The organism is Exercitatus varius (genome assembly GCF_029577735.1).
GTDB classification, from domain to species: Bacteria; Pseudomonadota; Gammaproteobacteria; order Enterobacterales; family Pasteurellaceae; genus Exercitatus; species Exercitatus varius.
Genome location: NZ_JARQTO010000001.1, coordinates 370,633 through 394,381, shown reverse-complemented (window position 1 = coordinate 394,381; position 23,749 = coordinate 370,633). Strand labels below are relative to the sequence as shown.

The window sequence follows — 23,749 nt, the reverse complement described above, 5'->3', positions numbered from 1 at the left end:
GCGGAAACGGCGGACGATGAAAAAACGATTGAAAATTCTCCCGCACTTTCGCCGTTCAGCGTGCCGGCTGGCGTCGAGCGCGGCAAATTCCGTTCGCTCACCTTAATTAACTGGAACGGTTTTTTCGCCCGTACTTTCGATTTGGATGAACTGGTGACCACGCTATCCGGCGGTAACGGTGCGGGAAAATCCACTACCATGGCGGGTTTTGTCACCGCCTTGATTCCGGATTTAACCTTATTACATTTCCGTAACACCACGGAAGCCGGCGCCAGCGGCGGTTCCCGTGATAAAGGGTTGCACGGGAAATTGCGCCCAGGCGTTTGTTATGCCGTGCTGGACACGATTAACTCCCGTCATCAGCGCACTTTAGTTGGCGTTCGTTTGCAGCAAGTGGCGGGACGGGATAAGAAAGTGGATCTCAAAACTTTCAGCATTCAGGGCGTAGAATTGTCGTTAAATCCGACCGCACTTTTCACCGAAGCCGTCAGCGAACGTCAGGCGAAAGTATTAAATTTAACCGAAATTAAAGACAAAATCGACGAAATTGGCGGTCAATTCAAGCAATATCATTCCGTTGCCGATTATCACGGCATGATGTTCGATTTGGGCATTATTCCGCGCCGTTTGCGCTCGTCGTCCGATCGCAGCAAATTCTACAAATTAATCGAAGCTTCTCTCTACGGCGGGATTTCCAGTGCCATTACCAAATCCTTGCGCGATTATTTGTTGCCGGAAAATCTGGGCGTGCGCAAGGCCTTCCAGGACATGGAATCGGCTTTGCGGGAAAACCGTATGACGTTGGAAGCCATTAAAATGACTCAGGCGGATCGCGATTTGTTTAAACATCTGATCACGGAAACCACCAATTATGTGGCGTCGGATTACATGCGCAACGCTAACGAGCGTCGGGGCAACATCGAAACCGCGTTAAATTTCCGTAAAGAATGGTATAACGCTAAATCGGAACAGAATTTATCTCAGCACCGTTTGGTGGATTTAAGCCGTGAAGCCGCCGAGCTGGCGGAAAGCGAAAAGGTGCTGGAAGTGGATCACCAAAGTGCGTCCGATCATCTTAATTTGGTGCTGAATGCCTTGCGTCATCAGGAAAAAATCGAACGTTATCAAGATGATGTAAACGAGCTGACGGAAAAGTTGGAAGAACAAAAAATGGTGGTGGAAACCGCCGGCGAACAAGTGGAAAGCAGTCAGACGCAATTTGAGCTGATTGAAACGGAAGTGGATCAAATCCGTTCTCAGTTAGCCGATTACCAACAAGCCTTGGACGCGCAACAAACCCGCGCCTTGCAATATCAACAGGCTATTCAGGCGTTGGAAAAAGCCAAAACTTTGTGCGGATTAGCGGATTTAGCGGTGAAAAACGTTGACGAATATCACGAAGAATTTGCCGCGCAAGCGGAAACCTTAACGGAGCGCGTGCTGGAACTGGAACAGAAAATGTCCATTTCCGAAGCGGCAAAATCTCAGTTCGATAAAGCTTATCAATTAGTCTGTAAAATTGCGGGGGAAATGCCGCGCTCTGCGGCGTGGGAAAGCGCTAAAGCCTTATTACGAGAGTTTCCGACCCAAAAAGTGCAGGCGGCGCAGACTCCGCAACTGCGGGCAAAACTGCATGAGCTGGAACAACGTTATGCACAACAACAAAGTGCGGTACGTTTATTAACCGAATTTAATCAACGCGCAGGACTGAATTTAACCGATGCCGACGAATTGGAAGAATGTTACACGGAACATGAAGCCATTATCGAGGATTTAAGCGGAGAACTGTCCGCCCAAGTGGAAGAACGTTCGACTTTGCGTCAAAAACGCGAACAGCTGACGGCGCTTTATAATGATCATGCGGCAAAAGCGCCGGCATGGTTAACGGCGCAAGCCGCCTTGGAGCGTTTGCAAGAGCAGTCCGGCGAGCGTTTTGACGACAGTCAGGATGTGATGAATTTTATGCAGACGCAGTTAGTGAAAGAGCGCGAATTCACCATTCAACGCGATCAACTCGAGCATAAACGTCAGCAACTGGATGAGCAGATTTCCCGTTTAAGCCAGCCGGACGGCTCGGAAGATGCGCGGTTGAACCTGTTGGCGGAACGATTCGGCGGCGTGTTGTTGTCCGAACTGTACGATGACGTGCCTTTTGAAGATGCGCCGTATTTTTCTGCACTCTACGGACCGGCCCGCCATGCTATTGTTGTGCGCGATTTGAATGCGGTGAAAGCGCAGCTGTCCGAACTGGAAGATTGCCCGGACGATTTATATTTAATCGAAGGTGATCCGTCCGCCTTTGACGACAGCGTGTTAGCGGCGCAGGAACTGGAACACGGGGTTGTGGTGCAGGTTTCCGATCGCGAAGTGCGTTATTCCAAATTCCCGGATATCCCGTTATTTGGCCGTGCCGCCCGTGAAAAACATCTGGCGGAGCTGGAGGCGCAGCGTGACGAAGTGGCGGAAGCTTATGCGCAACGCGCTTTCGACGTGCAAAAATGTCAGCGTTTACATCAACAACTCGGTCAATTTGTCGGTTTGCATTTAGCCTTAGCGTTTCTGCCGAACCCGGAAGAAACCATGCGTGAGATTAATGCGGAACGTAACGAAATCGAGCGAGAATTGACCGCACTTTCAACGGGTGAACAACAAATCCGAATTAAATTGGATGCGGCAAAAGAAAAAATGCAACTGCTGAATAAACTGATTCCGCAACTTGCGGTGATTGCCGACGACGGTTTGCAGGATCGTATTGACGAAACCCGCGAACAATTGGATTTAGCGGAACAGGACGAGATTTTCATCCGCCAGCACGGCGCGACGTTGTCACAATTAGAGCCAATTGCCGCTACATTGCAAAGCGATCCGGAAAATTACGAGCGCTTAAAAGAGGAGTTTGCCCAAGCCGTCGCTATGCAAAAACAAGCGCAGCAAAAAGCCTTTGCCTTAGCGGACGTAGTACAGCGCAAAGCGCATTTCAGTTATGAAGACAATGTGCAAACTGAAAGCAACGGATTAAACGAACAGCTACGCGTACGTCTGGAGCAAATGCAGGCGCAGCGTGACGCACAACGCGAACAGCTCCGTCAAAAACAGGCGCAATTTGCTCAATATAATCAGGTCTTTATTCAGTTACAGAGTTCTTTCAACAGTAAAAATGATTTATTGAAAGAATTATTAGCCGAAGTCAACGAATTAGGCGTGCGTGCGGACGAAGGCGCGGAAGAGCGGGCAAGAATCCGTAAAGACGAACTTTATCAACAACTCTCCGCTAACCGCCAGCGTCGTTCTTACATTGAAAAACAATTAACTCTTATTGAAAGCGAAGCGGAGAATTTAACCCGTCGCATTCGTAAAGCGGAACGGGATTATAAACAGCAGCGGGAACTTGTGGTTGCGGCGAAAGTAAGTTGGTGCGTAGTATCTCGTTTGTCGCGTAACAGCGATGTGGAAAAACGCCTGAATCGTCGTGAATTGGCGTATTTGTCGGCGGACGAATTGCGTTCAATGTCGGATAAAGCGCTTGGTGCTTTACGTCAGGCCGTGGCCGACAATGAATATCTGCGCGATGCTTTGCGTCTTTCCGAAGACGGCCGTAAACCCGAAAATAAAGTGCGATTCTTTATTGCCGTGTATCAACATTTGCGTGAGCGTATCCGTCAGGACATCATTAAAACCGATGATCCGATTGACGCCATCGAACAAATGGAAATCGAGCTCAACCGTTTGACGGACGAACTGACCGGCCGTGAACAAAAACTGGCGATCAGTTCCGAATCGGTGGCGAATATTATGCGTAAAACCATTCAGCGGGAACAAAACCGCATTCGCATGCTCAATCAGGGATTACAAAATATCGCTTTCGGACAGGTAAAATCCGTGCGTTTGGTGGTGGATATTCGCGATACTCATGCGATGTTACTGGACGCGTTATCCGGTGATCAGGAAGAATATCAGGATTTATTTACGGACAATCGAATGACTTTCTCCGAAGCCATCGCGAAGTTGTATCAACGCCTGAATCCGCATATCGACATGGGACAACGCACTGCGCAAACTATCGGTGAAGAATTACTGGATTACCGTAATTATCTGAATCTGGAAGTGGAAGTGTATCGGGGCGCGGACGGCTGGTTGCGGGCGGAAAGCGGCGCACTATCCACCGGGGAAGCCATCGGTACGGGGATGTCGATTTTGCTTATGGTGGTTCAAAGCTGGGAAGAGGAAAGCCGGCGTCTGCGCGGCAAAGATATTCTGCCTTGTCGTTTATTGTTCCTGGACGAAGCGGCGCGCCTGGACGGCAAATCCATCAGCACATTATTCGAATTATGCGAACGTTTGGATATGCAATTATTGATTGCCGCGCCTGAAAATATCAGTCCGGAAAAAGGAACGACCTATAAACTGGTACGTAAAATTTCAGGCAACCAGGAACATGTTCACGTAGTCGGATTACGCGGATTTGGGGGGGCGGCTTAAAAACAGGCGAAAAAGTGCGGGAAAAAATACGTTAATTTTTGACCGCACTTTTAACGCGCCGCCAATAAAAAGGAAGTTGTATGCATTTTCTTGTTTTAGCGATTTGTTGCAGCGTATCGGTTTCGGTGCTGTTTAAACTGTGTAAACGCTTTAATGTGGTGACGGAACAGATGATTGCTTTTGGCTACATCATGGCGTTGTCGCTGAGTTATTTTCTATTACGTCCGGATTTTAACGGATTGAGTTTTACCGAATTTTTTATTCAAAGCGAAGCCAAGCCGATTTTTCTTACTTTAGGCGTATTGCTACCGGTGGGATTTATGGTGATGTCGAAGGCTATCGAATACGGCGGAATTGTACGTACTGACGCCGCTCAGCGTTTAGCGTTGTTTCTGCAAATTATTGCTGCGGTGGTGATTTTTGGTGAAACGTTGACGGATTTGCGGATTGCCGGCGTGGCGCTGGCGTTTTTAGCTTTGTTCTGTTTACTGTTCAAACCGGCGGGGACGGTGGGCAATATGGCAAAAGCCGCGTTTGCACTGGGCGGAGTGTGGTTGATTTGGGGAACGTCGGGCATTTTGTATAAGAAAATCGCTTTAATGGGCGGTGCGTTTCCAACCAGTTTATTTATTGCTTTCAGCCTGGCGGCCATGTTGATATTCTCTTATCTGATAATTAAACGCACTCGTTGGACGGTGCCGAGTTTTGTCGCCGGAATGTTGTTGGGATGCCTTAATTTCGGCAATATTTTATTTTACATTTATGCTCATCAGCATTTTAAAGAAAACCCGACCATTGTATTTGCCTGCATGGACATCGGGGTAATTTGTTTAGGTGCGGTTGTTGGTGCGTTATTCTTCAAAGAACGTATCAGCAAAATCAATAGCGCCGGCATCGGATTCGGTATTTTGGCGATTTTCTTGCTTTATGGCGAAAAATTATTTGCCTAGATTATCTTCAACATATTGAAAATTTAGGCAAAAAGTCTATGATTTAAGCGTGGGTTACCCACATAAATTAAGGAGAAACATTATGGCACTCGGTTGGTATGAACTTAAATCGGCGAAAGACGGTCAGTTTATGTTTAATTTGATTGCGGCAAACGGCCAAATCATTTTAACCAGTGAGCTTTATAAAGCCAAAGCCTCTGCGGAAAACGGTATTGAATCCGTGCAGAAAAACGGTTTGGATGAAGCAAATTTTGAATTCAGAACCACAAAAAGCGATCAACCTTATTTCGTGTTAAAAGCGAAAAATCACCAGGAAATCGGGCGCAGCCAATATTATTCTTCACAAGAAGCCGCGAAAAACGGGGTGAAATCCGTGATGAATAATGCCGCAACGACGGAAATCAAAGACAAAACCGCCGAATAAACAAAACCTAATAACAGAATCTGTATCTTTTTAGGTACAGATTTTTTTATGAAATTATCACAAAATTTTATGAGCTATTTCACCTTTTTCATTTACGACTATGAAAGTTTCGGTATTAATCCGGCCACTGATCGTCCGGCTCAATTTGCCGGTATTCGTACCGATGCGGATTTTAACGTCATCGGTGAACCGGTCATGCTGTATTGCAAGCAAACCAACGATTATTTACCTTCGCCGGAAGCAGTGATGGTGACCGGTATCACACCGCAGGAATGTAATGAAAAAGGTTTGCCCGAACCGGAATTTGCCGCCGCCGTACTGGCCGAATTCAGCCGACCTAATACTTGCGTCATGGGTTATAACAACATTCGTTATGATGATGAAATGACCCGCTATACCTTTTATCGCAATTTTATCGATCCTTACGAATACAGTTGGAAAAACGGCAATTCCCGTTGGGATTTGCTGGACGTGGTGCGCGCCTGCTACGCTTTACGTCCTGAGGGCATCGAATGGGCGTATGACGACGACGGTATGCCGAGTTTCCGCCTGGAAAAACTCACAGAAGCCAACGGTATTGCCCATGAAAATGCGCATGATGCCATGTCGGACGTATACGCCACCATCGCCATGGCGAAATTGATCAAACGGAAACAGCCGAAATTATTTCAGTATTTCTTTGAAAATCGCGGTAAACGGGAAATTGAACGTCTTATTAATGTGGCGGAAATGACGCCGTTGGTGCATGTTTCCGGCATGCTGGGGAATTACCGCGGAAACTGTAGTTGGGTAGCGCCTGTGGTTTGGCATCCCGTGAACCAAAATGCGGTGATCGTCTGCGATTTAAGCCAAAACATCGACGATCTCCTCAATAAAAGTGTAGAAGAGTTACGAGCGGCATTGTACACCAAAAAAGAAGAACTGGAAGCGCAAGGTAAATCTCCCGTGCCGTTAAAACTGGTGCATATCAATAAATGTCCGATTCTGGCGCCGGCCAAAACGTTATTGCCGGAAAATGCCGAACGGCTGGGTATTGACCGTCAATTTTGCCTGGAAAATCTACAAAAACTACGTCAATCCGCCAAAGTGCGGTCAAAAATTGAAGAGATTTTTCGCGAAGAGCGCCAATTTGAACCGAGCGATAATGTGGAAACAGAATTGTATAGCGGATTTTTCAGTAATAATGATAGAAATAATTTGGCTATTTTACGTCAACTGCCGCCGGAAAAACTGGCGGAACACGGACTGACTTTTGAAGACAAACGAATTCCCGATTTAATTTTTCATTATCGCGCCCGCCATTTCTTCAAAACCCTGACTCGCAGCGAGCAGTTACAGTGGGAAAAATATCGTCGTCGTAAATTGGAAAAAGAGGCAACGGATTTCGAACAGCGCATGCAAAATTTGGTGATGGAATATACCGGTAATGAAGATAAATTGGATCTATTGCAACAGGTTTATACGTATGCATCAAAATTACTGTAATGCCAAATACCGCTTTTAACGGTTTGAATAGTATATTATTTATTCAAATCTGTTGCGTCTTTGTACATTTGCAGAAAGCGAATCAAAAAAAGATTGACCAAACAATCAATTATTCGGCAATATAAAAAAGACTATTAGACATCAGGGGCCGTTTATTTTCAGCAAAACGCGTGACTCTCTAAAAAACGCAGCGAACGACCCGATTACATCAATTAAACAGACCTAAAAAATCATCAGGTAATAATTATGAGCAAATCCCTGGTTATTGTGGAATCACCGGCCAAAGCAAAAACCATCAATAAATATCTCGGTAATGATTATATTGTAAAATCCAGTGTCGGACATATCCGCGATTTACCTACCGCGGGCGCCTCTTCGGGAGAAAAAGCCAAACCGGTTTCTACTAAGGGTTTAAGCACGGAAGAAAAAGCCAGAATTAAAGCGGAAAAAGAACAAAGCGCCTTGGTGAAACGCATGGGCGTGGATCCCTATCACGATTGGAAAGCCAATTATCAAATTCTTCCCGGCAAAGAAAAAGTGGTTGCCGAATTGAAATCTCTTGCCAAAAAAGCCGATCATATTTATCTGGCTACCGACTTGGATAGAGAAGGGGAAGCGATTGCCTGGCATTTACGCGAAGTTATCGGCGGAGACGAAAGTCGATTCAGTCGCGTCGTATTCAATGAAATTACTAAAAACGCAATTAAACAAGCGTTCGAAAAGCCGGAACAACTCAATATCGATCGCGTAAACGCCCAACAAACCCGCCGCTTTCTCGACCGCGTAGTGGGTTTTATGGTTTCGCCGTTACTGTGGAAAAAAGTGGCGCGCGGTTTGTCAGCCGGCCGGGTACAGTCCGTGGCGGTAAAATTATTGGTGGAACGGGAACGGGAAATTAAAGCGTTTCAACCGGAAGAATTCTGGGAAGTGGCGGCAGATTTATTTACGGCGCATAAAGCCGCAATTCGCCTCGACGTTACGGCATTTAAAGGCAAAAAATTCTCTCCTAAAAATGCGGAGCAGGCACAAAGTGCGGTAGATTTTTTAACTAAATCTGAGTTTATCGTATCGGATTTGGAAACCAAACCGACCACTTCCCGCCCGCGTCCGCCGTTTATTACTTCAACTTTACAGCAAGCCGCCAGCACAAGACTCGGCTTCAGCGTAAAGAAAACCATGATGCTGGCGCAACGTTTGTATGAAGCGGGTTACATCACCTACATGCGTACCGATTCTACCAATTTGAGTCAGGATGCTTTGGGCATGGTGCGCGGTTACATTGAACAGCATTTCGGCGGGAATTATTTGCCGGCAAAACCGAATTTTTATTCCAGCAAAGAAAATGCGCAGGAAGCTCACGAAGCGATTCGCCCTTCCGATGTGAACGTGTCCGCATCTCACTTGTCCGGTATGGAAAAAGACGCCGAGCGTTTGTACGATTTAATCTGGCGTCAATTTGTCGCTTGTCAGATGCCGGCGGCACAATATGACAGCACGACATTAACGGTCTCTGCCGGCGATTATGAATTGAAGGCGAAGGGGCGTATTTTACGCTTTGACGGTTGGACCAAAATTCTGCCGCAAATGGGTAAAAATCCGGAGGATCAGGAATTACCTGCGGTCGCTTTACAAGAAAAATTAACCCTAAACAATGTGCAACCGACCCAACATTTCACTAAACCGCCGGCACGTTTTACGGAAGCCGCATTAGTAAAAGAGCTGGAGAAACGCGGAATAGGTCGCCCTTCAACTTATGCCACCATCATTTCTACCATTCAGGAACGCGGTTATGTACGCACGGAAAACCGTCGTTTTTATGCGGAAAAAATGGGAGAAATCGTTACCGATCGTTTAAATCAGTCTTTCGGCGAATTGATGAATTATGACTTTACCGCCGGCATGGAAGATATGCTGGACCAAATTGCCGACGGCACGAAAAACTGGAAGGCGGAATTAAATCAATTTTTTAAAGATTTCTCCGGTCAATTAAGCAAAGCGGAATTGGACGAACTGGAAGGCGGCATGAAGCCGAACAGTATCGTGCCGATTGATATTGGCTGTCCGACTTGCGGGCGCAAAATGGCTATTCGAACCGCCAGCACCGGCGTATTTCTCGGTTGTACCGGTTATGCCCTGCCGCCGAAGGAACGATGTAAAACCACGATGAATTTAATTCCGGAAGCGGAATTGCTTAACGTATTGGACAGTGAAACCGAGACCAAAGCATTGATGGCGCGGAAACGTTGTCCGAAATGCGGTTCGGCTATGGACAGCTATATTCTGGATTCGCACCGTAAACTGCATATTTGCGGTAATAATCCGAATTGCGACGGCTATCTTGTGGAAGAAGGCGCTTTTAAAATTAAAGGTTATGACGGCCCGGTTGTGGAATGTGACAAATGTGGCGCGGATATGCACCTGAAATTGGGACGGTTCGGTAAATATATGGCCTGTACGAATTGTGACAATACCCGTAAAATTCTGAAAAACGGAGACGTGGCGCCGCCTAAAGAAGAACCTGTTCACTTTCCGGAATTAAAATGTGAAAAATCCGACGCTTATTTTGTTTTACGCGACGGAGCAAGCGGTGTGTTTATGTCCGCTCATAATTTCCCTAAATCACGGGAATCCCGTCCGGCGAAAGTGGCGGAATTGGCGCTATATCGCGAACGTCTACCGGAAAAATTACAATATTTGGCCGATGCGCCGCAAAAAGATCCGGACGGCAACGATGCCTTAATCCGTTTCAGTCGTAAAGAAAAGCGACAATATGTTTCGTCCGACGACAAAAACGGCAAACAAACCAAATGGATTGTGGATTTTGTCGATGGGAAATGGGTTGAACGCAGTAAAAAATAATCCGGATACAGCAAAAGTGCGGTCAAAAACGGCCGCGTTTTTTGTTATCCGAAAGCCGTGATAGCAACAGAAAACGCCCCGATAGCGGGGCGTTAGTTAAGATTAGAAATTCGCGTTACGCGGTGAGCGAGGGAAAGGAATCACATCTCGGATATTTTGTACGCCGGTGACGTAAACAATCAGACGTTCAAAGCCCAGACCGAAACCTGAATGCGGCACCGTGCCGTATTTGCGCAAATCGCGATACCACCAGTAATCATCCGGATTTAAGCCCATTTCAACCATACGTTTGTCTAACACGTCTAAACGTTCCTCACGTTGCGAACCGCCGATGATTTCACCGATTCCCGGCGCTAATACGTCCATTGCCGCCACGGTTTTGCCGTCGTCATTTAAACGCATATAGAAAGCTTTAATATCTTTCGGATAATTTTTCACCACGACCGGAGATTTAAAGTGCTCTTCCGCTAAGTAGCGTTCATGTTCCGAAGACAGGTCGATTCCCCAGGAAACCGGGAATTCGAATTTTTTGCCGGATTTCAATAATACCTCGATCGCATCCGTATAGTCGATTTGCGCAAACGGTGAATTAACGAAGTGTTCCAAACGGTTAATTACGTCTTTATCCACGTGTTTGACGAAAAATTCCAGATCGTCACGACGTTCCGTCAATACGGCTTTAAACACATATTTCAACATATCTTCCGCTAATTTTGCGTTATCGGCCAACGTGGCGAAAGCGATTTCCGGCTCTACCATCCAGAATTCCGCAAGATGGCGGGTAGTGTTTGAGTTTTCCGCTCGGAATGTCGGGCCGAAAGTATAAATCTTACTTAATGCGCAAGCGTAGGTTTCACCGTTCAGCTGACCGGATACGGTTAAAAACGCTTCTTTGCCGAAGAAATCCTGGCTGAAATCCGCTTTGCCTTCCGGTGTGCGCGGTAAGTTTTCTAAGTCTAAAGTGGAAACGCGGAACATTTCGCCCGCACCTTCCGTATCCGACGCCGTGATGAGCGGCGTTGCCACCCAGTAAAAACCTTGTTCGTGGAAAAAACGGTGAATCGCTTGCGCTAAGCAGTGACGAACACGGGCAACGGCACCGATAATATTGGTGCGCGGACGTAAATGCGCCACTTCGCGCAGATATTCGATAGAATGGCGTTTTGCCGCCATCGGATAAGTATCCGGATCTTCCACCCAGCCGGTAACTTCAACGGTTTCAGCCTGTAATTCAACCGCTTGGCCTTGCGCCGGCGATTCGACCACCGTTCCCGTCACAATCACGGAACAGCCGGCGGTTAAATGTAAAACTTCGGCTTCATAGTTTGCGATGTCGTTATTGATAATAGCCTGGATAGGGTTAAAACATGAGCCGTCGTAAACGGAAAGGAAGGAGAGGCCGGCTTTTGAATCGCGGCGAGTGCGCACCCAACCGCGAACGGTTACTTTTTCACCCACGGCAACCTTGCCTTGGAGCACATCAGCAATCGATGCAATTTTTGTCATTTTTATCTCCGAAATTTTGAGTCAATATTTGGTTTGAAAATGTGTGGTAGTTTACCTTAAATTAACCGAATTACCAAAAACTAATGTGATTTTATTCTTCATTCGCAGACAGGATTTCCGGATTGATCCGGTGTTGAAAAATATCGGCCAAAAATCTTTTGATTTTCTGACCGCACTTTGTTGTCTCCGGTTTTTTCTTCAATGAGATTTTGCTAGAATACGCCAATTATTTTTACCGAGATTTTAAAATGACAATTTCAGCGGAAGCAAAAAAAGTCCGGGACGCTTTAATCGAGAAGGGCATCGAAACGCCTATGGTCGATTTGCGGCAGGATAAAAACGAACGTCGTATCGCCATTCAGCAGAAAATGCGCGAAGTGATGGAACTGATTGGACTGGATTTACGGGACGATAGTTTAGAAGAAACGCCGGTTCGTTTGGCCAAAATGTATGTGGATGAAATTTTCAGCGGTTTGGATTATGCCAATTTTCCTAAAATTACCAATATCGAAAATCGCATGAAAGTCAGCGAAATGGTGTTAGTGAACGATGTGACGTTAACCAGCACCTGTGAACATCATTTTGTGACTATCGACGGTTTGGTTTCCGTCGCCTATTATCCGAAAAAATGGGTTATCGGATTATCTAAAATTAACCGAGTGGTCCAATTTTTCGCTCAACGCCCGCAAGTACAGGAGCGCTTGACGGAACAGATTTTACTGGCGTTTCAGACCATTCTGGAAACGGAAGATGTGGCGGTTTACATGAAAGCCACCCATTTCTGCGTAAAATGCCGCGGTATTAAAGACAGCAACAGCTATACCGTTACCTCCGCTTTCGGCGGCGCTTTTTTGGGAGATCGCGAAACCCGTAAAGAATTTCTTTCTTTGGTGAATAAATAAACCGTTTGAAAAATTAACTCTATAGAGTAGTTTCAAAATAAAAGCCTCACAAAATTTGTGAGGCTTTTATTTTGTTATATCGGTAGCACCTATAGTGCGAATAATCCTAACATTGCACCGCAGGCTAAAGAGACGAGCGATAATACCCAAAGGCGCGGAGCACAGAATTTCAGCATATCTTTAATTTCAACGCCGGCCAAACCGCAAGCCAAGAATGTCGTAGCGGCATGCGGTGTAACAAGAACGCCGTAGTTTTTAGAAATTAACATCGCCATTGCCATATCCTGACCGCTGACGCCGAATTGTTCACCGACACCGATAGCTAACGGCATTAAACCGAAGAAATAGGAATCCGTACCCAATAACATGCCGATTGGCACACCCAACACACCGAAGACATCTTGCAGATGACCGCCGATGGCGTTCGGTACGATGCTGATTAAAATCATCGCCATATTTTCCATCATTTTGGTACCGCTCAAGACACCAAGGAAAATACCGGAAGCCAATAAAATCATCGGCATGGTTAATGCGGTATCCGCATGCACTTTAATCGCTTTCGCCTGTGCTTTGGAGCCCGGGAAGTTTACGATCAACGCAACGGCTAAACCGAACATGAACGCGCCGTACAACGGGATTTTAGTGAAGCAGAGCAAACCGATGACTACGGCGGTTAATAGCGCATTAAACCAAAGTAATTTCGGACGTTTCATCGCTTCTAAGTCGGCTTTGCTGGTTCCGCTATCGGTCGGCACCAGAGTTTCGTCAAGTTCCGCCGCTTTGCCTGTCGGATTAAGCCCCGCGCCGCGACGTTTTTCGATAAGTCCCATATAACCGGCAAAGACCACAAGGATCACTAAACCGACAATTTGCAATGGGATTAATTGTTTCCATAATTCGTTTACATCGGTATTCAATACCACACCCACACGTGCGACCGGACCGCCCCACGGCACCAGGTTCATGATACTCATAGCGGCACCGATAATACATAACAGCACCACCGGGCGTATATGCAGTTTCTTATAAACCGGTAGCATAGCCGGGATGGTAATTAATAAAGTGGAAGCCAGCGCACCGTCCAAATGGGCGACAACCGCAATTAAGGCCGTTGCAATGGTAACCAGCATAATATTGTTACCGGCTTTTTTCGCCAGCCAGTTTACCATCGGATCAAATAATCCGACGTCGCCCATCAAAGAGAAATAGACGATGGAGAAAATGAACAATACCGCAGTGGACCAGGTTTTCGACACGCCGTCTTTAATAAAGCCGAAAATTTCTACTGGGGTAAAACCGCAAATCAGCGCGGCAATAATCGGCACGATAACAAAAATCGGCACCGGATGGGTTTTTGATTGAATCAATGCCCAAACAATGACCACAATCATTAAGATACCAACAATACCTAAAAACATATGATGGATACTCCTCAATACTTTGGTTAGACGACTATAAAAGTCATAACGGAGATGACAAAACTGTCAAATATTCAACGCCCAGATAACCTTTATGGAGTATCTGAAAATCGAACGGTCGTATCATAGGGGATTTGTTAAATCACGTCCAATGAGACAAATTGAATTTGTGATGTAGATCATAAAATTTATAGATAACACTAGTCATTTAGATGAATTAATCACCAATTATGCGGTTTTATATCGGTTAAATGATGGGCATAGGCACAAAATGCTTAAAAAGTGCGGGCAAATTTTGCGAAGTTTTTTCGACTCTTAACGAAACCCGGCCGCTTGCCTTTCGGCAAAACTCGCCTTATCCTAACCGCGGAACATCATCAGCAAATGACGATTTGTTTATCGGCAAATATCGGCAAGAGCACTTTACATTATTTAGCGAACGGCAAGTTTTATACTACCGACGATAGTTTGGAGAGGAAATAATGGAAAAAAATTTCGACATTAATGAACAAGGACACAGTATTCGCTGCAAATTATTTTACGACAAAGATCCCCATGCGGCGGAAAATATCGTGCTGATTTTGCACGGTTTCGGTTCGAGCAAAGATCTGAAATCTACCGATAAATTCGGCGAGCGTTTAACGACAAAATACAAAAACTACGCGGCGATCGCTTTCGATTTTCCGGCGCACGGCAGTGACGCCCGCAAGAAATTGACGGTCGCGGAATGCTTGACTTATATATCACTGGTGGTGAATTACGCCAAGGAAAAACTTCATGCCAAGCGTCTGTATGTTTATGCCGCCAGTTTTGGCGGTTATCTCACGTTAAAATATATCGCCAAACGGGAAAATCCGTTTACCAAAATTGCGCTGCGCGCACCTGCAATACAAATGTTTAAAGCGTTTCAAGGCAATATGACTGAGGATGAGCGCGACAAAGCGGCGAAGGGCAAGGAAGTTATGCTCGGTTTCGAGCGTAAAATAAAAATCGGCAAGGATTTCCTGGACGAGCTGGAACAAGGCGACATTCAGCAATATGAATATTTGGACGAATCGGAGAATATTCTGATTATCCAGGGTAACGCCGATAAAATCGTGGACATCGCCGCATCGCAGGCTTTTGCGGAAAATAATATGATTGAGCTAATCGAGGTGGACGGCGCCGATCACCCGTTTTCGAATCCGAAACATATGGATTTGGCGATAGGTAAAGCGGTGGAATTCTTTGCTCCTTAAATGTGAAAACCGGAAAAGGTTTTAAGTTCAATCAATGACATTATGCCCGGTTTTATCCGGGCTGATTTTTCTATTTATCTTTTCATCTATGCAACATAATCTTTAATTATTGTGACTTGTTGCAATTTTATCTTCAATTAAAATAGGCGCATCCATACGCAATAGGGCGTAAGAACAAATAAGGAAAATTTATGTTACAAGTTAGAAAAGCGAACGAACGCGGCTATGCAGATCACGGCTGGCTAAAAGCTAATCACACATTTTCATTTGCGGGCTATTATGACCCGGCGCATGTTCATTTTTCACATTTGCGTGTCATTAACGAAGATTTTGTGGCGCCGACCATGGGATTCGGCACCCATCCGCACGACAATATGGAAATTCTGACTTATGTGCTGGAAGGTCGAATTGCGCATAAAGACAGTATGGGCAATGTGAAAGAATTTAACGCCGGCGAATTCCAGTTTATGTCGGCGGGCAGCGGCGTAACCCATTCGGAATTTAATCCGTCGAATGACGAAATGCTGCATCTTTATCAAATTTGGATTATTCCGAATGTTAAAGATAACGCACCGCGTTATGATCAACGCCGTTTTGCCGATGAAGAAGGCGCAACCTTGATTCTTTCGCCGACAGGCGAGGGCGAATCGTTCCGGGTTTATCAGGATATGAAGCTTTGGCGTTATCAATATAAAGCCGATCAAACGATTGATATTTCACTTAATTCTGCAAGAAATTACTGGTTGCAAGTCGTTAAAGGCGAATTGAAGGTGAACAATATTGCGCTTTCCTCATCGGATGCGGTCGGTATTCGGGCGGAAGAACGGGCAAAAATCGAAACATCGAGCGATGTGGAATTTTTATTGTTCGATTTAAAATAGTATCTTTCCATTTTTGCAAATTTATTTTGCAAAAATATATCTTGTTGCAAATTTGAATTTAAATAAAATATGCGACGAACTTAACATAACTTAACAAGGAAACTTATGAATAGCTTATTCGAAAAACTCTCATCAGCATTAAGCCCGGTAATTTTATTGATTAGCCGCGTGGTAATCGGTTATTTAATTCTGTTACACGGTTTGCAGAAACTCACAGGCGATATGCCGTTGCTTTCGCTCATGGGCGTAGGCGGCTTGATTGAAACCGTGGGCGGCGCGCTGATCATTTTGGGTTTATTCACTCGCGCGTCAGCATTTTTATTAGCCGGTCAAATGACCGTGGCGTATTTGATGTTCCACGCAAGCGCGGCGACTTTCTTCAACCCGATTGCGAACCAAGGGGAGCCGGCGGTGCTTTTCGCCATGGCATTCTTGTTCATTTTCGTAACCGGTGCGGGAAAATTCTCCCTTGATGCGAAAATCGCCAAATAATTTTCTTTAATTTAGCGCTAAAGTGCGGTCAAAAAATGTCGCGTTTTTTGACCGCACTTTTTATTTGTCCCGTTGACCAATTTTCACAACCTCCGGCCGTTTTATTTCATTGGCGTTCGCCTGGCTTTGTACGCTTTAATTCGCAAACTTTTTTCGTACCTCATTCATATTTCTAGAAATTTTGAATCTGAACTCATGCGGTAAATGCGGGTCTATGAGTAGAACGACAGTAAAAAAGGAAAGTAAATTCATGCAAAAATTAGCTAAATGGACCGTCGCATTAGGCGCGATGGCGGCGGTAATGAGCGTATCGGCGAAAGATTTCGCCATTTACGATATGATGGATTATGTAGGCAAACCGAAAGATCTGACTTCGCAGAAAATCTCAAGAGCGATGTTGATTTACGAATCCGAATTGGTGAAGCCGGATCCGACGGGCAAACGCAAACACGGCGTGCTAAATCTGGAAAAAATCATGGAATTGGCGCGTCGTTCGCGAGCGGAAGGGCACACCGTGATTTCTACGGATATCGAGTCCTGGTTTGGCAATAAAGGCGGGCAGTTGTTGTCGCCGGATGAATTGCGTCATGATTTTGAGCTGATGTTTAATATTTTTAAACACGAAAATCCGAATGCAATCATCAGTAATTACGGCTTGCCGACGGAAAGTCTGAGCGTTATTCGCCATTACCGCGGCGAGGCGCCGTATCAGGTTTCGCACGATAAATGGAAAGAATTCAATAAACGCCGCAATCAATCCGGCGCGATTTCGGATTACGCCAATCCGGTGCTGTATATTGTCAATCCCGACGTGACAACCTGGGAAAAAGATGTCAGTCTCACGGTGCAGGAAATTAAAAGCCGCAATCCGAAGAAAAAAATTATCGGCTATATCTGGCCGCAATATTATTCCGCCAAAAACAGCGGATATTTCAAGCAGTTTATCGACCCGAAAGTTTGGCGCCAAATGCTGGAAATTAGTTACAAATACACGGACGGCGTGATGATTTGGTCGGATAAACGGGATGAAAACGACAAAATCGTCCGTTGGGAAGACCCGCGAGTGCAGGCGATCATGAAAGAAACCCAGGCGTTTATCCGGGCGCATAACAACGATATTAAAGTCGTGGGCGTGCAGAAAAAGTAATCGTCGGAAAATATAAAGCCGTCGTTTCCGTTGCCTCGGCGTAACCGGAAACGACGGTTTTTTTATGCAAAAAACTCAACAAAAATTGCCCGCACTTTTATGGGTTCAACCCATGATTATTCAAAGCAAATAACAAAACCGCAGTCAAATTCCGTTTCCAGCAAGCGATATTGCGGTTTTAATACCGGGCCGCAGGAATTGGAACCGATACCGCTCATTTTGTAATCTACGCAAAGTACGGTGGAATCGCATTCCGTCAACTCATAATCATGGGCTTTAGCCGTTAATTCTTCCTGAGTATAAGGCGAAAGATTGAAGCTGAACGGGCGGGTAGAGGAAACCCACAAATTATTCAGGCGAACGTAATGACAACCGAAATGGCTGCCGTTTTCCTGCGGTTTAAGATAATGGGTGTGATTTTCCGCCGCGTTCGTCGCATAATTGCCCAAACGCGCCAAATGGTGTTTGTCCGAATAACTTTCCTGCGAGCCGTAACCAAAATATTGCGCCTGCGCACGGGTTTTCGGCAGAAAGAAACGTAAACCGAAACGCGGTAAATATGGCAGATGAGCGGGGCGTTCAGCGTGAATTTCAACGGACAGCTGCCCGTTTTGATGTAACCGGTAAGTCACCCGCAAGGTTAAAATCCGGCTTCTGGAAGTGGCAACCATGGCTAAAACCGCTTGAATAACGACCGCATTTTCCGTTTGTTGCCAGGTCACAGAATAAGCGCGGCTGTAAGCCTGATGGTAGCCTGCGTTTTGCCATAATTCGCGAATTAAGCGATCGTTATCCGTCGGCGCACGCCAGATATTAAACTCCAGCGGTCGCTCGATTAGCGCTTTTCCTTTTTGTAGAATTTCGGTAAAAATGCCGCGATCTTTATCAAAAATATAATGATAATCCCCATTTTTAACGGCTAAACTGCGCGCGGATTCAATCACCGCAAAAGGCGTAAGTGCGGGCGATTTTTTAGATATTTTCGGTAGAACCAAATCTTTGTCATGAATGACAATTTGGTCGAATCCGTAACAATGGTCGGGTTCCAGCAAATCGGTTTTGGCGGCGGCAATGTATTCCAAGTCCAAAGTGGTAAACTTTCCGCGATAATCCGGCAAGCTCAACGGCAAAAGTGCGGTCCGTTTCGGCGCACATTTTACTTTACATTCGCCTTGTTCTACGGTTTCGCCGTTTTCTTTTACGGCATAACGAATCGTAACGGCTTCGTCTAATTTCGTGAAATCCCAATAATTTTTCACTTCAATCCGATTGCCGCTGAGACGGGCGCGAATCGGTCGGTTGACGTTTTTCAGTTCTAACAGATTGCTGTGCGGAATACGGAGCGGCGAAACCAAACCGTCCATGCAAAAGTTGCCGTCATTCGGTGTGTCGCCAAAATCGCCGCCGTATCCCATCCGTCCGGAATTGTCGGGCAGATACGGCGCGTGATCGCACCATTCCCAGACAAATCCGCCGCAGGATTTATCATATTTTTCAAACGATTGCCAATAATCTTCCGCGTCACCGTTTGAGTTGCCCATGGCGTGGCTGTATTCGCATAACAGGTAAGGTTTGGCGGTTTTGGCATCCGTGCAATAAGTGTCTAAAGATTCGGTGCCCGGATACATTTCACTGTAGAAATCTAAATGGGATAAATCGTTTTGGTGTTGGCTGTGTTGATAAATTGAACTTTCGTAATGTACTAAACGGCCGGCGTCCCGTTGTTTAATCCACGCCGCGGCGGCTTCGAAGTTCTCTCCGTAACCGCTTTCATTACCGAGAGACCAAATCACTACGGAAGTGCGGTTTTTATCCCGTTCTACATTGGCAATCGTGCGGTCTAAAATCGCCGCTTTAAATTCCGGCGCGCGGGCAAAATAGCAGAAATTATCAATAGTTTGCTGCCGTATTTGTTCGTCGCGGTTAATTCGTTGATTATTCAGAAAAATACTTTGTTCCGGCGTTTCCACATAAAGCATGCTGGCACCGTGACTTTCGATGTCGCTTTCTGCAATCAGATAAAAACCGTACCGATCGCACAACTCGCCGAACCAAGGCGCATTAGGGTAGTGCGCAGTGCGAATGGCGTTGATGTTGTGCCGTTTCATCAATTTAAGATCAAGCAACGCTTGCTCACGGGAAATCGCGTAGCCTGTTTTCGGATCGCTGTCGTGACGGTTAACACCCTTAAATTTAATCGGTTGACCGTTAATTTTCAGCACGGCATTGTCCACATAAATTTTGCGGAATCCTATTTTTTGCTCGATAATTTCGTTGCCTGTTTGCATGGTTAATCGGTAAAGCTGCGGATTTTCGGCATTCCATAAAATCGGGTTATCCAAAACAAGTGAAAAATCTACCGCACTTTGATGCGCAATTTCCGCTCCTTGCGGATCATAAAGCACAAATTCGACCTTTTGTTTTTCACCTGAAAATTGGGTTTCAACGGTTAAACTCGCTTGGCTGAAATCATCAACTAATTCACTTTTAATAAAGAAATCCTGCAGATAATTTTTATCGCGTTCTAACAAGTAAACGTCGCGAAAAATGCCCGACATGCGAAATTTATCCTGATCTTCCAAATAACTGCCGTCACACCATTTCAATACCACCGCATCCAACACGTTTTTGCCCGAATTCAGATGATTAGTGATATCAAATTCCTGCGTACAATGACTGATTTGCCCGTAACCTGCAAATTGTTGATTAATATACAAAAACAGGCAGCTGTCCACACCCTCGAAATTTAACAAATAACGTTTATTAGGATTTTTAGTCAAGCCAAATTCGTGGCGATAATGCCCGCAAGGATTGTTTTTTGGTACGAAAGGCGGATCAAATGGGAAAGGGTAGTTAATGTTGGTGTAATGATGGCGGTCAAAACCTTGGGTTTGCCAGTTAGACGGCACGGGAATATTACTTTGTAGAGGCAAATGCAGGAAATTTTCAGGTAAGTTCCGTACGCTGTCATAATAAGTAAAATCCCAGTTTTTACCGGAAAGTGCGGTAAAAAATTGCGATGTTTTTCGCGTTAATTGGTCAGGTTGTTGATTGGTTGCAAACGGCACAAAATACGCATGATGAGGTTGGCGATTAACCTGTAATATTTCAGGATTTTCAAAGTATTGCGGTAAAATCATGCTGGACTCCTTAACGTGATTGCACGTTGCATTTTTGTAATTGATAACGTTCGCTGAACGGCATTTTGTCTGTAAGCGTGAACGCCGAAATGATGGTAAATGTAACAGCTATACAGCCTAAGATAAAGTAGGTGTGTTGAAAGCCGTATAAGTCATAACCTGCACCGACAATTGGCGATACAATCATATTGCCTATTTGTTTAGTGAAATGGCAGGCAACGAGATAAATAGTAGCGGAAAAGTGTAATTCGAAAGTGCTTGCGATGTATTTGAATACACCCACGAGATAAAACGGCACTTCAAACATATGCAGAGTTTTGAGCACCACAACATGCCAAGCTTCGGTAGCGAATGACGAACCGATAATACGAACGCTCATGATGGAACCTGCAATGAGTAAAGCGTTTTTCGCACCTATACGATTAATGACGAGCGGTACAAAGAACATAATCAGCGCATTTAGCATTTCCCCTGCCGTGGTAACATAGCCAAACATTTGAATGCCTTCTGCATGAGAAGCAAAAAAAGTGTTAAAGAAATTCCCGAACTGTTGGTCGAAAATATCGTAAATACATGCTACTCCGACCACATATGCTAATAAAGCCCAAAATTTAGGACGCTTGAAAATGATGATTGCTTGCTTTAGCGTAACGGGATTTTTATTGCTGACAAGCTGTTCCACGACTTTTGCCGTTGAACTTTCTGTCGGCTTCGCAAGAAAAATTAACACCAGCAATACGAGTGATGCCGCAGAACCGAGCCAAAACACATAGTTGGGATTGGAACCGTAAAGATTGCCGGCAATCGATGCACAAATCGCCCAACCGAACATTCCAAACATGCGGGCGCGACCGTATTCAAACCGACATCGACGGCTAACGCGTTCAATATAGGCTTCGGAAGCCGGCGAGCCCGCCTGGAACACAAAACCGATATACGCCCCGCCTACAATGGAACCTAACCAAACGTTGGTTTTGAGCAGGGGAGCAAACACATAAATAAAAAACGGTGCGTAAAATACAAGTGTGACGGCTAAAATCCACAGTAAATGTTTTCGGATACCAAGTTTATCCGATACATACCCAAATACAGGCTGAAAACAGAGTGCGAAGAATGACATCATGGCGAATACCATTCCGGCATCTTCACCGGACAAACCGTTAATATCGCCCAGCCAAATCCCAAGAAACGGGTAGCAGGTTGCCATAATAAAGAAAAACACGAAAAAATAGCCGCTGAATAGCCAATAATTACGGTTAGATAAATAATAGTCTTGAGTGGCAGAATTTTCCATTTTTAACTCCATTTATTGAGTTCTCTAAAATTGCAACTAATGTTAACGTTATCATTTAATTTAAACAAACAAATAATTCATATTTTGTGATATTTATCACAAATTTTAACGTTAACATTTATAAAAATGTGAAGTGGTTCACATTTTTTAGTTAACGTTAACAATAAATTTAGAAAAAAGGTATTATGGGTAAAAGTGCGGTCAGAAATAGGAGAGTTTTTATGGCATCACTCAAAGATGTGGCCCAATTAGCGGGCGTATCGCTGATGACAGTATCGCGTGCACTGAATAATCCCGATAAATTATCAGATAAGACTTATCAATCCGTTAAACGCGCCATTGATCAACTTGGTTATGTCCCCAATTTCGCTGCACAGAATATTAGGGGAGTAACGGGGAAAACAATCGGGGTGTTATCTCTCGGTACTGCGACCACACCGTTTTCTGTAGAAATTTTATTAGCCATAGAAAAAACAGTCCGTAAATTTGGCTGGCATTCATATGTCATTAACACGTTTGAAAATGATGAAGCCGAAATGGAACAAGCAGTGGAACAACTTATTTCCCATCGGCCAAACGGCATCATTATTGCGCGTAACGGCTTAAAAACCGTACAAGTTCCAGAAAAACTGCGTCAATTCCCCATAGCTTTAGCAAATTGCGTGACGGAGGATTTACCCGTAGCAAGCTATATTCCTGATGATTACCAAGGACAGTACAAAATCGGTAAATTATTAGTGGAAAAAGGTTATAAAAAACCGCTATTCCTGCATATTCCTCATAATTATATTGCGACCAAAGCCCGTAAAAAAGGCTTTGAACAAGCATTTTTTGCGGAAGAAACAGATAAAAGTGCGGTCAAAATCAGCCATTATTTTATGCAGGCCGACGGCGAAGATTATTTTGAGGGAGCAAAACCGCTAATAGATTTGCTACAACGTCACAAAAAATTAGATTATGACGTGATTGTCTGCGGCAATGACAGAATTGCGTTTGTTGCGTATCAGCTAATGCTCAGTCACGGATATCGTATTCCTGAAGATATTGCCGTAACGGGATATGACAATATGGTCGGCATTGCACGTCTATTCATACCGCCATTAACCACAGTAGAATTACCGCATTATGCTATGGGCGAGCAAGCGGCATTACATTTAATTGAAGAACGCGAAGATACCGAATGCCACAAGATAACTTGCCCATTAATTATGGGAAAATCTTGCTAAAAAATTAATTCTACCTGGAAAAATATCTAAATTCTTCAGATTCATCTGCATAAAATCCGATGATATTTTATTACACAAAAGTGAATGATTTTTTGTGTAACGCCGTCGTTTTTTATTTTTCTAATTTTCCTTTTCAAAAATCAAAACACATTTATCAGCACAATCAGTTTATAAATAAAGTTAATTGATAAGAGAGTAATAGTAAATTTATTTCCGTGATATAATGCATACATTATTTAACATAATATACATTATGCGAATTCAGTTACAGGGGATTAGATATTTCCCTGTAACAAAAAAAAGCACCT

The 23,749-nt window shown here is 44.7% G+C and carries 15 protein-coding genes; 11 read left to right on the top strand and 4 right to left on the bottom strand.

What is annotated here, in order from left to right:
• Positions 1-27: 27 nt before the first annotated feature.
• From mukB to topA, 5 genes are all read left to right on the top strand, one after another.
• The gene (mukB, locus tag P7M01_RS01830) at positions 28-4,479 is read left to right on the top strand and encodes a chromosome partition protein MukB (protein ID WP_449536209.1); all 4,452 of its coding nucleotides are present in this window, start codon (positions 28-30) and stop codon (positions 4,477-4,479) included.
• Between the two features lie 80 nt (positions 4,480-4,559).
• Entirely contained in the window at positions 4,560-5,429 is an 870-nt protein-coding gene (locus P7M01_RS01825) for an EamA family transporter (protein ID WP_317482855.1), read from the top strand.
• Between the two features lie 82 nt (positions 5,430-5,511).
• A complete protein-coding gene (locus tag P7M01_RS01820) occupies positions 5,512-5,853 on the top strand; it encodes a YegP family protein (protein ID WP_317477389.1) in 342 nt (113 codons plus the stop codon).
• Positions 5,854-5,922: 69 nt separating this feature from the next.
• Positions 5,923-7,338 carry an exodeoxyribonuclease I gene (gene sbcB, locus P7M01_RS01815; RefSeq protein ID WP_317482928.1) on the top strand — a complete coding sequence of 472 codons (1,416 nt, stop codon included), beginning with the start codon at positions 5,923-5,925 and terminating at the stop codon, positions 7,336-7,338.
• A 246-nt stretch (positions 7,339-7,584) separates the two neighbouring features.
• The gene (gene topA, locus P7M01_RS01810; RefSeq protein ID WP_317482001.1) at positions 7,585-10,197 is read left to right on the top strand and encodes a type I DNA topoisomerase; all 2,613 of its coding nucleotides are present in this window, start codon (positions 7,585-7,587) and stop codon (positions 10,195-10,197) included.
• Between the two features lie 102 nt (positions 10,198-10,299).
• Here topA and asnS read toward each other — a convergent pair whose 3' ends face one another.
• Positions 10,300-11,703, bottom strand: a complete 1,404-nt coding sequence (gene asnS, locus P7M01_RS01805) for an asparagine--tRNA ligase (protein WP_317475284.1) — start codon at positions 11,701-11,703, stop codon at positions 10,300-10,302.
• 248 nt (positions 11,704-11,951) lie between these two features.
• Between asnS and folE the strand changes: the two genes are divergently transcribed.
• Positions 11,952-12,605 carry a GTP cyclohydrolase I FolE gene (gene folE / locus P7M01_RS01800; protein ID WP_317482854.1) on the top strand — a complete coding sequence of 218 codons (654 nt, stop codon included), beginning with the start codon at positions 11,952-11,954 and terminating at the stop codon, positions 12,603-12,605.
• Between the two features lie 89 nt (positions 12,606-12,694).
• Here folE and P7M01_RS01795 read toward each other — a convergent pair whose 3' ends face one another.
• On the bottom strand, positions 12,695-14,023 hold the full coding sequence (locus tag P7M01_RS01795; protein WP_317477393.1) for a CitMHS family transporter: 1,329 nt from the start codon (positions 14,021-14,023) through the stop codon (positions 12,695-12,697).
• Between the two features lie 482 nt (positions 14,024-14,505).
• On the opposite strand from P7M01_RS01795, the gene P7M01_RS01790 reads away from it, so the two are divergent.
• From P7M01_RS01790 to P7M01_RS01775, 4 genes are all read left to right on the top strand, one after another.
• Positions 14,506-15,261, top strand: a complete 756-nt coding sequence (locus P7M01_RS01790) for an alpha/beta hydrolase (protein WP_317480970.1) — start codon at positions 14,506-14,508, stop codon at positions 15,259-15,261.
• A gap of 191 nt (positions 15,262-15,452) precedes the next feature.
• A complete protein-coding gene (locus P7M01_RS01785) occupies positions 15,453-16,142 on the top strand; it encodes a pirin family protein (RefSeq protein WP_317482853.1) in 690 nt (229 codons plus the stop codon).
• Positions 16,143-16,247: 105 nt separating this feature from the next.
• Complete coding sequence (locus P7M01_RS01780) at positions 16,248-16,634, top strand: DoxX family protein (protein WP_317475293.1); 387 nt, start codon at positions 16,248-16,250, stop codon at positions 16,632-16,634.
• 250 nt (positions 16,635-16,884) lie between these two features.
• Positions 16,885-17,781, top strand: a complete 897-nt coding sequence (locus P7M01_RS01775) for a hypothetical protein (protein WP_317482852.1) — start codon at positions 16,885-16,887, stop codon at positions 17,779-17,781.
• A gap of 116 nt (positions 17,782-17,897) precedes the next feature.
• Here P7M01_RS01775 and P7M01_RS01770 read toward each other — a convergent pair whose 3' ends face one another.
• Both P7M01_RS01770 and P7M01_RS01765 read right to left on the bottom strand, forming a co-directional pair.
• Positions 17,898-20,921, bottom strand: coding sequence for a glycoside hydrolase family 2 TIM barrel-domain containing protein (locus P7M01_RS01770; RefSeq protein ID WP_317482851.1), 3,024 nt, complete (start codon positions 20,919-20,921; stop codon positions 17,898-17,900).
• Between the two features lie 10 nt (positions 20,922-20,931).
• Entirely contained in the window at positions 20,932-22,215 is a 1,284-nt protein-coding gene (locus P7M01_RS01765; RefSeq protein ID WP_317482850.1) for an MFS transporter, read from the bottom strand.
• A gap of 185 nt (positions 22,216-22,400) precedes the next feature.
• On the opposite strand from P7M01_RS01765, the gene P7M01_RS01760 reads away from it, so the two are divergent.
• Positions 22,401-23,441 (top strand): LacI family DNA-binding transcriptional regulator, encoded by a 1,041-nt coding sequence (locus tag P7M01_RS01760; RefSeq protein ID WP_317482849.1) that lies wholly within the window; start codon positions 22,401-22,403, stop codon positions 23,439-23,441.
• The last annotated feature ends 308 nt before the right edge of the window (positions 23,442-23,749 follow it).